The 12716-nt window shown below is 66.6% G+C and carries 9 protein-coding genes; all 9 read right to left on the bottom strand.

Going from position 1 to position 12716, the window contains the following annotated elements; translation table 11 throughout:
- Window positions 1-115 precede the first annotated feature (115 nt).
- The 9 genes from AC6RV7_RS00125 to rfbA all read right to left on the bottom strand — a co-directional run bounded on the left by AC6RV7_RS00125 (window position 116) and on the right by rfbA (window position 12711).
- The gene (locus AC6RV7_RS00125) at window positions 116-1312 is read right to left on the bottom strand and encodes an aminotransferase class I/II-fold pyridoxal phosphate-dependent enzyme (protein WP_500091849.1); all 1197 of its coding nucleotides are present in this window, start codon (window positions 1310-1312) and stop codon (window positions 116-118) included.
- A gap of 55 nt (window positions 1313-1367) precedes the next feature.
- Window positions 1368-2675, bottom strand: a complete 1308-nt coding sequence (locus AC6RV7_RS00120) for a glycosyltransferase family protein (RefSeq protein ID WP_500091848.1) — start codon at window positions 2673-2675, stop codon at window positions 1368-1370.
- Entirely contained in the window at window positions 2648-3823 is a 1176-nt protein-coding gene (locus AC6RV7_RS00115) for a glycosyltransferase (protein ID WP_500091847.1), read from the bottom strand. Before AC6RV7_RS00115 ends, AC6RV7_RS00120 begins: the two co-directional genes overlap by 28 nt.
- A 6-nt stretch (window positions 3824-3829) precedes the next feature.
- Window positions 3830-5995 (bottom strand): hypothetical protein, encoded by a 2166-nt coding sequence (locus AC6RV7_RS00110; protein ID WP_500091846.1) that lies wholly within the window; start codon window positions 5993-5995, stop codon window positions 3830-3832.
- A 19-nt stretch (window positions 5996-6014) separates the two neighbouring features.
- Complete coding sequence (locus tag AC6RV7_RS00105; protein WP_500091845.1) at window positions 6015-6911, bottom strand: glycosyltransferase family 2 protein; 897 nt, start codon at window positions 6909-6911, stop codon at window positions 6015-6017.
- Between the two features lie 57 nt (window positions 6912-6968).
- Entirely contained in the window at window positions 6969-8825 is a 1857-nt protein-coding gene (locus AC6RV7_RS00100; protein WP_500091844.1) for a hypothetical protein, read from the bottom strand.
- Window positions 8822-10510, bottom strand: a complete 1689-nt coding sequence (locus AC6RV7_RS00095) for a hypothetical protein (RefSeq protein ID WP_500091843.1) — start codon at window positions 10508-10510, stop codon at window positions 8822-8824. The genes AC6RV7_RS00100 and AC6RV7_RS00095 overlap by 4 nt, the downstream gene beginning before the upstream one ends.
- Window positions 10507-11688 (bottom strand): glycosyltransferase family 2 protein, encoded by a 1182-nt coding sequence (locus AC6RV7_RS00090; RefSeq protein ID WP_500091842.1) that lies wholly within the window; start codon window positions 11686-11688, stop codon window positions 10507-10509. The genes AC6RV7_RS00095 and AC6RV7_RS00090 overlap by 4 nt, the downstream gene beginning before the upstream one ends.
- 84 nt (window positions 11689-11772) lie before the next feature.
- The gene (rfbA, locus tag AC6RV7_RS00085; RefSeq protein ID WP_500091841.1) at window positions 11773-12711 is read right to left on the bottom strand and encodes a glucose-1-phosphate thymidylyltransferase RfbA; all 939 of its coding nucleotides are present in this window, start codon (window positions 12709-12711) and stop codon (window positions 11773-11775) included.
- Window positions 12712-12716: the final 5 nt, after the last annotated feature.

Raw genomic sequence — 12716 nt, 5'->3', positions numbered from 1 at the left:
ATGGAAAGGAAGCTGACCGAGATGAATTCTGTGCATTCCGTGCACTCTGTGGTCAGATCCGATTCGTGTGTTTCGTGTCTTGCGTGGTTCTCCACTCCGTGGGCCGGCTCGACACTCAGAGCCGTTTCACCGCATAGGCCATCGCCTCGGCGATCTTCTCGAGCTGCTCGTCCGTGTGCATCGCGGAGATCGCGGTGCGGATGAGATCTTTGCCGGCGGGAACCGCGGGCGCGATCGACATCACGGTGAACACGCCTTTCTCCATCAACGCGCGCCAGAAAAGATACACGCGCTCCTTCGATCCCAGCACGATCGGCACGGCAGGCGTTTCGCTGCCCCACAGGTCGAGGCCGAGACCTTTCAGCATCGCACGATACTTCTTCGTGTTGGCCCAGAGTCGCTCGTGATGCTGCGGCTCGGTCTGCATGATCTCCAGCGCAGTCTCCGCACACGCGGCCTGCGCCGGACTGATCGCGGCGCTGAAGATCGTCTGTCGCGAATTCGACCGGAGATACTCGATCACGTCGCGCGACGCCGCGATGAAGCCGCCCGTGCTCGCGAGCGATTTCGACAGGCTGCCGCAAATCACGTCGACGCGATCGTTGAGGCCGAAGTGATCGACCGTCCCGCGGCCCTGACGGCCCAGCACGCCGAAACCGTGCGCGTCGTCCACGACCGAGAAAACGCTGTTCGCATCCGCGATGTCGATCAGCTCCCGCATCCGCGCGATATGCCCTTCCATCGAATACACGCCCTCGATCACCAGCATCTTCGGCGCGTCGGAGCTCGTCGCCGCGATCACGCTGCGCAGGTCGTCCGGACTGTTGTGCGAGAAGCGTTCGACCGTCGCCATCGAGAGACGAATGCCGTCCCACAGGCAGGAGTGGATGTTCTTGTCGGCGTAAATGACGTCACCCTTTTGCGCGAACGACGCGACGCTCGACAGGCAGGAAAGATAACCGGCGGCATGCACATGGCACGCCTCGCGTCCGAAGAACGCCGCGAGCTTTTCCTCGAGCCGCAGATGAAACGCCCGCGAGCCGTTCGAGGGCCGCGCTCCCGTCGTGCTCGTGCCCCATTTGAGCAGCGCGTCGCGACCCGCCTCGATCACCTTCGGATGAAACGAGAGCCCGAGATAATCGTTGCTCGACAACATGATCATCTCGCGCCCGTCGAGCTTCACCGTCGTGCCCTGCTGCGACTCCATGGCGTGGTAGTACGGATTGTAACGCAGCCGCATCTTCGTCGCATAGTCATCGCGGCAGCGCGTGAGGATGCCCTTCTTTTCCTTCGCAAAAAACGATAACGCCATAGGTCGACGGGACGCTAGGTGCGACGAGGGGGTTGGCAAATCCGAAAGCCGCCCGTCAGCGCGTCGACCGCACGAGTTCCACCAGAGCCGCCGCCGCGTCGCGATAACGCACCGGTTCCTCGCGTGGAATTCGCTGCCCGAGAAAGAGACTCAGCAGCGCGAGATTCCAAACGATGGCGAGAGCAGTCGCACCGGCGACGAGCCCACGCGCGAGCAGGGGGCGCCCAAGCCGTTGTCGCAGCGTTGCCAATCCGATCATCGAAAAAAAGACGCCGATCTCGAAACCGCGATAACCGAACGACGACCCCAGCCACCACATCGGCCAAGCCGCCGCCAATCCAGTCATCAGCACCAGCGACCCCAACCACGCGCGCCCGATCGCCCCGCCGCGCGCGATCGCCCAGAAGACGAAACCCGCCACCGCGGGCAACAGCAGCGGGTGCCAGTAAAACCAGCCGTGCCGCGGCGAAAACAAAACCTCGGCGAGATGCAGCTGCGAAAAATCGAAACGCTCGCCGCCGTAGGAATACACGAGCCAGCGCCCATAGAGAACTTTCCACGCCAGCAACTGTAGCGCCACGATCGGTGCGGCTCCGGCGATCAACGCCGCGGCCGCGCGCGCCGAGCGAAGTTGCCGCAGCACGACCCAAGCAGGCATCAGAAGATACACGACGGTGACGTTGCGCGTGACGACGAGCAGCGCCGACGCGAACCCGAGCAACGCCCAGAAACGCCCGCGGCGTTCTCCATCCTCAAGTCGCAGCGCCGTCCAGAACACCAGCATCGCCAGCGCGAATACCTGGCTGTGACTCATCGAGAGCCGGGCGGATTGATAATACACGAGGGGACTCGCGAGCCAGATCACGAGCGCCGCGAAACTCGACTCTCGCGGCGGAAAGAACCGCTGCAGGATTCGCGTCGCGAGCCACATGCCGCCGATCGCATACAGCAGCTGGCCGAGCCACACCGCGAGCAGGTAGCGCGGCTCGAACCCCGTCGAATCGGCGGGACTGAACGCATGCACGAGCAGAAAAAACGGCGCGCTGCCGATCGCCCAGCCGGGCGGATACTTGTTCGGCACGAGTCCCGTCGCGGTGCGCGGCGCCGCCAGCGCCGCCTCGCGATCCGCCGCCGGCAATGACTCGCTTTGTGCGAGTTGATTCGAGAAATCGAGATCGTGGTCGATCACGACCGACGGCAGCCAAAAATAATAAAAGCTGTCGTCCCAACCCTGCAGCATCGAGCGCCGGCCCGGTCCGAACATGTCCCACGCCTGCCACACGATCCCGCCGAACGTCACCGCCACGCACAACAGGACGAGCGGCAGCGTCGTCTTCAGCGCCGCCGCACGGTTTGTATCCATGATTCGAGGTCGCGCGCATAGTCGGCCCACGATTTGAACCGCCGGCCGCGCGCAACGGCGGAAAGTCGCGCGAGCTCGTCCGGTCGGGCGAGCAGGTCGGCGATCGCCTCCGCGACGGACGCGGCGGTCAACGTCTTGAGCGCCACGCAGCCGCCGTGCTGCGAAATCTCGCCGAGCGCGCCTTTCGCCGAGCAGATACACGGCTTGCCGCGGGCGAGGCTCTCGATCACCGGCAACCCGAAGCCCTCTGCAATCGAGGGATAAACCGTGAACGCCGCCTCGGCGTAAGCCGCCGCGATCGCCTCATCCGTCGCCGGACCGTCGAACCGTAACGGCCGGCCCGAGGCCTGCAGCGCGCGCACGCGCGCGAGCGCCGGGCCACCGGTTTCGGCGTTCACGTGGCCGATGAGCCGGAGCTCGAACCGGACGTCGCGCGCCCAGAGCGCTTCGCAGGCGTCGAGCAGCACGCCGTGATTTTTCCGTCCTTCAAGCGTGCCGACGCACAGCACCACCGGACTGGCGGACTCCCGCGCCGCCGCCGCCTCTGTGCCGGCGGTTCGCGGCGGATCGACGCCGAGCGGAATTGCGGCGACGGTCGGGGTCGACGTCACGCCCAGCCATTTCCAATAGGCGAGGAGCGAAGCGCGCGATTCTTCCGAGATCGCCGCGATTCCGTCGAATTGCAGCAGGTCCTGCAGATACACCGGCAGCCGCGCCACCGTCCCGGGGGGCGTCAATTCCGGAAAACGCAGCGGAATCGGATCGTGAAACAACGCCACGCGCGGTCCTCGGACGTGCGCGAAAAGTTTCGGCAGGTCGCGCGCGACCTGAACGGAAAACAGCTCCGGCACGATCAGCGCATCGAATTCTCCCCGCAAAAGATGCTGCGGCGCGCGGCCGAAAGCGCGGCGGAACCGTCCGCGCCACTTGGCGGACGCGGGCCAGGTGGCCTTGCGCTTCAAACCGCCCTGGCTGCGCACGAGGTCGGCGAGCTCCCACGCTTCCAGCGCACGCCACCCGCCGAGAAACGGATCGCGGGTGACGGCAAGCGCGTTGTCTCCAAAATTCTGATGCAGCGCTCGCGCCACGCGCTGGATGCCGGTCCGCGCCGGCGTGTGGCTGGTGTGGGTGAGATCGAGCAGGAGCATGCAGCGTCAGGGAACAGGCACGAGGCGGATGGCCGCAATCCTGTAACGGCCCGGCGGAGCGTCGTCGGTGAGCGGCGTGGCGACGAACTCGATGTGGTTGTCCTGATTCGGTTCGAGCGGCACCGTGAACTGCCACGGTGCGGGCCCGGCGACGTCGAACGTCTCGCGCGGGCGGCCCGCCACGAGGTGGGTCGCCCGCCAGTGCACGGTCGCCTCGGCTTCGATCGACAACCGCAGCTCCGCGCGCTGCCCCGGCCGGATCACGATCGTCGCTGCCGGGTCGATCGTGTCCGGCACGCCTTGCGCCGGAGAAAAGCCGTCGAGCCGCAAAACCCGGTTCGCCGCGCGCAGCAGCACGAAACGCTCGGAGCTGAACAGCCGCGGCGAATCGACGTCGAAGGCATCGGCCCACGCGCGGCTGAGCAGGACCGCCGCGGGCGCAGGTGAATCTGCGTCGGACTCATGCCGGACCGCGCTGCGCAGATAGCCGCCGTTCTGGTGTCCGCGCTCCGCGTAAACGACCGAAGCCGCCCGCAGATAGTAGGCTGCCCACATGCCGTCGAAGAACGACATCCGAAACGTCGCCGGCTCCACGAGGATCGTCTGGCCGGCCAACGCGCGCGAAACGTGCGCGCCCAATGCCGGCCAGTCGCGCGTGATCGCTTTTCGCACCGACCACTTCTGCGTGTCGAATCCGTGGAAAATTACGCCAATCGCAAAAACGATCGTCGTCCCGGCGAGCAGCACGGCGGGAAAAGCGCCGCGGCACCCCCTCCGGAGGAAAACGGGCGCGTCGTTCAACGCCGCCACCGGCAGCATCGCGGCCAGAAAGACCGCGGAGAACTGGGCGGACTTCTGCCAGCCGTAATCGAAATCCGTTAGGATGGTATAAACCAGCAACAGCGCCGCACCCGCGAGCGTGGCGGCTGCTCCGAAACGATCCCGGGCTCGCGCCAGCGCGATGACTATGCCGCCGATCAGCGCGGCGGACGCCAGCAGCCCGAATCCAAATCCCAAATACTGCATCCCGCTGGCCGACAGCGTGACGAGCGTCGGGAGAAACTGCGGCGGCTCGAGCTTCGCCATGATGCTCACCCAGGCCTCGTCGGCGCGCGCAGCCTGAAACGAATGCGCAAAGCCATGATACGCGCGCACCGCCGTCGCCGGCTGCGCGATCAGACCGATCAGCGTCGCGGCCACCGCCCAGGTGATCCGGCGCGGCGGCGTTGACGGATTTCGCGCTCGCCACGCGCGGAGCAACAGCAGCGCCCCCGGCAGCGCAATGAACGGCGCGAGCTCCGGATACGTGAAGAGCACGCCATGCACCGCGAGCGCGAGCAGGACGAGCCAGCCCCGCCGCGGTGCGTTCCCGGCTAGAAAAAAGTGCAGCGCGATTACGGCGGTCGCGCCCGAGAGAATGCCGAGCAGATTCGGGAGATTCGCGTTGGCGCGAAAAAACGTGAACAACGGCTGCAGCGCGATCAGCGCGACGAGGCCGGTCCATGTCAGGCGCTCGATCCAGAACCCGCGCGCCACGAGATACACCGCGGCGAGCCACGGCAGGAACAGCGCGGCCGTGAGCGGCAGATACACGGCCACCGGATCGAGCGTGGTGAGCGAGGCCGCGAGCGCGAGCAGCGTCTCGGCGCCGGCGCGGCCCCACGCCGGACGCCAGCCGCTGATCGCCCGGGTCGCATCAGCCCAGGGATGAAACGGATCAGGCGGCGCCATTTCGAGGTAGGGGTGCGCCTGCAGGTGTTTCGCGCCGGTCACCCAGAAGTAGCCGTCGTGATTCGCGGTGCCGTCGTAGTAGATCAGCTCCGGTCGGGACAGCTCGGGCCATTGCAGGATCGCGAGCGAGAGAATCGTCAGCGCCAGCGCGGCCTGACCGAGACGGCCGCCCGACATTGCGCGCAGGTCGTCGCCCAATGCACGGCGCGACGCGGCCGGGAGGAGGGTCCACGCAATCGGCCACAGGCAGAGCGCGGCGGCAAACGGTCCGAGGGGCACGAAGGCGTTGACCACCGAAAGCGTCGCGAGCAGCAGCAGCAGACCCGCCAGCGTCGAGATCGCGAAACGCCGCACGGGCGAAAGCGCGCCGAGTCGGACGCCGAGTCCGTATCCGGAAAGCGGGCACGCGAGGGCGAAGGCGGCGGCGAGGACGAAGGCCATCAGCGCGGTCGGACGCGGCTCACGTGGTCGCCCCGGTGAGCTTCCAGCGTTTGATCAGATGGTGGCAGGGGCGGTTCGTCACGATGCGCGCGAGCGCGAGCGCGACTTTCAAACCGTGATAGCGCCACGGCCGTTTCCAATACCGGCTGAGATAACTCCAGCCGAGTTCGCGGCCGGAGGGATCGCGCGGCGGCCGGAAGGGCGGGCCCCAGCGGCGAAGGTATTCCTTCAGATTGTCGTTCTCCTTCACGAAGCGATCCGGCGAGGCGCTCACGTGGTGCAGCACGGTGCTCTGGTTGGCGACGTAGTTGCGATAGCCGCGCACGTTGAGCCGCAGGCAGAGATCGATGTCCTCGTAGCCGTTGCGGTAAACTTCGTCGAAGCCGCCGATGTCGAGAAACACCTCACGCGAAATCGCGCAGCACGCCGCGGTCACGGCGCGATAGCGCGAATAGCGCTTCAACATTTTCCACCACGGCTGGCGTCGGTCGTGAAACGGCCGGCCCAGCGAGTCGAACCGCACGCCGCAGTGGTCGAGCGAGCCGTCGCGATGCGCGTTCTGCCGGTTGCCCACGAGCCCCAGCCGGTCGCGCAGCGTGAAGAGCAGCATCATCGGCTCGAACCAGCCGGGCTGCAGCACGAGGTCGTTGTTGAGAAAGAACAGCAGGTCGCCCGTCGCCGCACGCGCGGCGCGGTTGTTCGACGCGGCGAAACCGAGGTTGCGCTCGTTCAGGATCGCGCGGCACGGCGGCGGCAGCGTGGCGAGCCAGTCGCGCGTGCCGTCGGTGCTGCCGTCGTCGATGAAAATGATCTCGTGCGCGAGCTCGTCCGGCAGGGTCGCACGCAGGCTGGCGAGCATCTCCTGCGTCAGCGGCAGGCAGTTGTAGAGCGAGGTGATGAACGAGACTTTCGCCATTCGCGGATCAACCTAGGAGAGCGCCACGGCTCCGGCGAAGCTCAAAACCGCGCCGGTTCATGCGCCGGCGACCTCTCCCTTCGATCGCCAGCCGCGACGTTTCACCTGCAAGATCAGGCTGACACCGAGCAACAAAGCCCCGAGCGCGAACAGCCACGTCCGCGCCGCCAGCACGCGCTGCACCGCCCACGAGCCGCGCGCCATCTCCACCGGCGCGGTGAACGCCAGCCACCCGCTCGCGCTCGCGTCGCGCACCTCGATCCACCAGTCGCCGTCCGGTCGCGCGATCTCGACGCGTTGCCACGCCTCGTTGGCTCCCGCGCCCGGCCGCAGCGCCACGTCGCCGGCCGCGGATTTGAGCACGAGTTGAAGCGACGCGTCGTCCGACCGGAAATCGCCGGCGACATGGAAGCGCAGATACGGCCGCTCCGGTTTGGCGGTCTGCGGCGGGCTTCGCCACCCGATTTCGGAGGGCGCACCCGCGTCCGGCGGCGTCCACGTGCTCAGGACCAGCGCGCCGGGCGCAGCGGCAAATCCGTCCGGCAGCGCTTGTGGCGCAGCCGCGGGTTCGCCGGCGAGCGGCAGGGGGCGATGCACGCTCGGCGGCATCGCGTCGGCGATCGCCGGCGACGCGAGGCGCTGCTGCAGCGCTTCGGGACTGGGATAAGGGATGTCGCTCGCGGGCGGTTCCGACAAATGGCGGGAGTCGCCCGTCCGGAGATAATCGCGCACGTTGATCTCGCGGCGGTGATTTCTTCCAACGTCGCGCAGGATGTCCGACCGCCACAGGATCTGCGCGTAACGGACGAGCAGGTGACACAGGCAGATCAGCCACACCGCGGCCAGGATCTGCTGGAAGCGCGTGCGGGTGCTGCGCAGCAGGACGAGAAAATTGAGCAGCACGTTGATTGCGAGCAGATCGAGGTAGCGATTCGGCGAGAGCATCGATTGCCGCCCGAGGATTCCGCGGCCGTAGGCGATCGCCGCGATCTGCACCGTGATCCAGACAATCAGGCCGAACAGAAACGCATCCTCCCGCGTCCACGTTCCCCGCCGCAGCCGGCTGACCGCAAACACGATCACCGGCAGACTCAGCGCCGCCGTCCACGGATAATACCGCGCCTCGCCCGGCCAGCCGATCAGCACGAGAAAGCTTTCGAGAAACTGCCCCGGCGACTGCGCGCGCAACGCGGCATGCGCCGGCACTTCGCGCATCAGCAGCACGCCGGCGATCGCGATGGCGAGCGCGATCGCCGCGCTGGCGATTTGCTGCGCCGTCCAGCGACATTCCTGGATCCCCCGCAGCGCAAGGACGCCGAGAATCGCCGCCGACGACAGAAATCCCGAGGCCATCGTCCCGAGCGTGAGCACGCCGCAGAGCTGGCCGACCCACCACGACGCGCTGAACGTCGACCGCGTCAGCGTGAACCACAGGTGGCCGAGCGAAAACAGCAGCAACAGATAGAACTGCACCTGAAAACCCACGAGCGTGTTCTCCGGCGACAGCGGCAGACAAAACAGCGCGAGGAGCAAAATCACCACGCCGCCGAAACGCGCGCCCGTGAACAACCGGCCCGCGATCAGCAGCAGCACTAGCGCGCACAGCGTGTGAATCGTGGCCGCCGTGACCGATTCGACATAGCCGTCCCACTGGCGGTCGTTGAGCTCGAAAAGCCCGAGTCCGAAAAGTCGTGTGAACGGGATGCGGTGTTCGTTGTGCGCATCGAACAACTGGCTCCACCGCCACGAGCCTTCCACCCACGGTCGCAACAGCGTTTCGCCCTCGGCGTCCCACTGATCGAGCAGCGGCAGGTCCGTGCCCGCCGTCGCGATCAGCCACAGTTTGCAGCTGAAGATCGTGAGCACGAAACCCGCGATCAACAGCCAGCGGGAAAGACGAATGCGTGTAGTCATCGCCGCACGACAGCGTTCCGTTCGATTCGCACGGCCTCCATCCACACCAGGCCGACAAACAGAATCAACAACGGATACGCCTGCGCGAACGCGCCCGGGCTGCGATTCGGAAACGACACCACGTCGACGACCGTGTTGATCAACACCACCGCGAGCGCTCCGCCGCCCGCCGCGGCCGCGACGACCAACGTGACCGGCAGCTTGCGCCGGCGCAACGCGGCCACGATCAGCACGCCCCACAAGAGCACGGCGCCATAGCTGCCGATCATCAGCGCGCCGCCGACACCGCGGCCGATCTTCTCGAGCAGCCAGACGCGACCGAAATCGAATTGCTGCTGCCGCTTCCGATCGAGGTCCGGCGCCTCCGCCGAAGGCGCGAGCGGCCAGCGCGTGAGATCGCTGAACAACTTGAGCTCCGCGGCGGTGCCCAAGCTGCCAGGCGCAAACGCCGACCCGCCCTCGAACGAAACGAAATACTGCAGCGCGCGCGGAACCTCCCGGCGCAAACCCGCGGTGAACTCCGGCCGCCACGGCGGCACGAACGAATCGCGCCGCGGCCGCGCGTCGAGCTCGCCGCGATCGCACGCGGCGTTCACTTCGTCGGCGATCCGCGCGTAAAACGCGAGCGCCTCGCGCGCGCTCGACGCGTGTCCTGCCGAAGCGACGGCATCGCGCAGCGCCCACATGAACCAGCCGCCACCCATCTCTCGCTCGCTCGCCGGCCGATGCGTGACACCGCTCGATGCCCCCGCCCAGGCCTCGCCCAACCACCCGTCGAGATGCGGACGCAGCTCCGCGAACGCCGGACTCACCGCATAGATTTTCTCCCGCGCCTCGCGCGTGACCGGCACATACGGGATCTCGTAGCTCGATTTCACCCGCTGCAGCGCGCCGTAAGCGCGCACGAACTCGGGCGCACGAAACTCCACCGTGCCAAACCAGCCGTAATACTCCCGATTCAACGCGCACACCGTGAGCAGCATCGCCGCGGACGTCGCCGTCGCCGCTACCACGGGCAGTACCAGCGGACGCAGCCGTTCGCCGGCGCGCCATGAAAGCCACGCCGCCAGGCCGGCGAGCAGCACCGCGCTCGGCGCCACCCAGATCGTTTCCTCGCGCGTCAGCCACAACGCCCCGCCACTCGCGCCGAGCAGAATGCCCCAGCCGGTGCGCACGGCGCGCGAGGCGTTTCGCGCGGTGAGGAGCGCGATCAAGCCTGCGAAAAATCCCAGCGTCGCCGGCGTGTAGAGATTTTGCCGCAACACGCGTCCGAGCACCGTCATTTCATACGACATCGGATTCCACCACAGCAGCAGGAACAGGCCGCACGCCGCGACGTGCGAAGCCAGCAGCGGTCGCACCGCGCGCACCACCAGCACGCAGCCGCCGAGGTAGAGCAGGTGTTGCGCGAGCGGCAGCGGGATTCCGACGATCACCGTCGCTGCGATCCACAACGAATACAGCGGACCCTTCGCGAGCGTGAGTTGATTGTAAGCGCCGAGCCAGTGGCCGCCGAGAATCTTGTCCGCGAGATGCAGGAAGAGGCGATCGTCATGACCCGCGCCGCCGATCGCGAGGACCGGCTGGGCCGCGACGAGCCAGAGTTTGAAGATCACCAACAGCGCGCAGGCGAGCGTCCAGCCGCGTCCGCTGCCGCCTAGGTTTCGCGAGGTCGGCGCGATCATCGTTTCAACGGCAGCGCGAGGATGCTGAGGAAAAACCCGGCGAGCACGATCTGACAACCCACCGCCAGCAGCACGCCGCCGGGAATCACCCAACGCAGCAGTTCGCCGGGCGCGAGTTGACCGAACCCTTCCGCGCGCCACAGCCCGACCGCGTGCAGCGACAGGATCAATCCCGCCAGTCCCGCCGCAATGCCCACGGCGAGGGATTTTTCCAAGTTCAACCGATCCATCCAGCGCTGCAGTTTCGGGTCCGGCGGCAGCACGCCGGACTGGATCGCGAAGACTTTCGTCAGCACCGCAAAGATCACCGATTGCAGCCCGATCAGGATCGCGACCGCGGCAAACAACAGCGTGTGCACGTCGAAGGTCACGCGACCGATCGTGAGCGGTCCGCTCACGAGCACGGCGCCGATCGCGACGCCGGCGGCGATCAGCGCGAGGCCGGGTTGGAGAAACAGCCAGCGCGGTGAAAACCACAGCATGAACCGCAGGTGCCGCCAGCCGTCGCGCCACGGCCGCAGGTGCGGTGGTCGGCTGCGTCCATCGGGCCGCAGGATCGTCGGAATCTCCGTCACGCGGAAATGGAAGAGCGTCGCCTTGATCACCATCTCGGACGCGAACTCCATGCCGGTCGTGCGCAGTGCGAGCCGTTCATATGCCTCTTTCGAAAACGCCCTCAGCCCGCAATGGAAGTCGCCGATCGCGCTGCCGAAAAACAGCCGGCCGAGTCCCGAGAGGATCGGGTTGCCGATGTAACGGTTTTTCCACGGCATCGCGCCCGGTTGCACGCCGCCGCGGAAGCGGTTGCCCATCACGAGATCCCAGCCTTCGCGCAACTTCGCCACGAACGCGCCCGCCTGCGAAAAGTCGTAGCTGCCGTCGGCGTCGCCCATCACAAGGTAGCGTCCGCGCGCCGCCGCGATCCCGCCGCGCAGCGCGCACCCGTAGCCTTTTTCCGCCACGGGCACGACCCGCGCGCCGGCGCGCGTCGCGATCGTCTGCGAGCCGTCGGTGCTACCGTTGTCGGCGACGATCACCTCGCCGCGGAGATTCGCGTCGCGGAGGGCCTGCAGCGCCTCCTCCACGCAGCCGGCCAGGGTTTCTGCCTCGTTGAGGCAGGGCATGACGATCGAGAGTTCGAGATCGGAGTCGTCCGAAGACGGCAGCGGGAGGCTCATTTCCAAAGGATTACGTCAGCTCCGGCCAAAAAGTGCCAGACGGCCGCGTGAAACTAAGAAAAATGAGAGTGAATTGCGCCGCGCTTACGCGGTCTCGGCAAAAACCTTGCGAAGATAGGAGCCGTAGGACGACTTGCCGAGCTTCACGATATTGGCGTCGAGCTGCGCGCGATCGATCCAGCCCTGCCGATACGCGATCTCCTCGAGACACGCGATCTTCAGCCCCTGGCGGTTTTCGATGACGCCGACGAACTGCGCCGCATCGAGCAGCGAGTCGTGCGTGCCGGTGTCGAGCCAGGCCGTGCCGCGGCCGAGGACTTCGACGTGCAACCGGCCGGCTTCGAGATAGAGCCGGTTGAGATCGGTGATCTCGAGCTCGCCGCGTTTCGACGGCTTCAGCGAACGCGCGAGGGCGACCACGTCGCGATCGTAGAAATAGATGCCGGGGATCGCGTAGTTGGATTTTGGTTGCGCGGGCTTTTCCTCGAGCGAAACGACGCGGCCGTCGTCCGCGAACTCGACGACGCCATAGCTTTTCGGGTCGGCGACGTGGTAGCCGAAGATCGTCGCACCGTCGGTCCGCGCGTGAGCGCGTTCGAGGGACTTCGTGAGATCGTGGCCGTAGAAGAGATTATCGCCGAGGACGAGCGCGGAGGGTTCCGTGCCGGAGAGGAAGCCGGTGTCGGCGGCAATGTGAAACGCCTGCGCGAGCCCGTCGGGGCTGGGTTGTTCGGCGTAGGAGAGGGCGAGGCCGATTTGCGAGCCGTCGCCGAGCAGCCGGCGGAAGAGCGGCAGGTCGGTGGGCGTGGAGATGACGAGGATCTCGCGGATTCCCGACAGCATGAGCGTCGACAGCGGATAATAGATCATCGGCTTGTCGTAGACGGGCATCAGCTGCTTGCTGACCGCGATGGTCAACGGGTAGAGGCGGGTGCCTGAACCGCCAGCGAGCACGATGCCGCGTCGCGGCCGCGCCGCGGCATCGTTGGTTGAAGTTGAAGTTTGAAGTTGAAGATCGGGCATACGCA

The sequence above is a fragment of the Opitutus sp. sgz309028 genome, from assembly GCF_059821195.1.
This window is presented reverse-complemented; position numbering and strand designations above follow the sequence as displayed.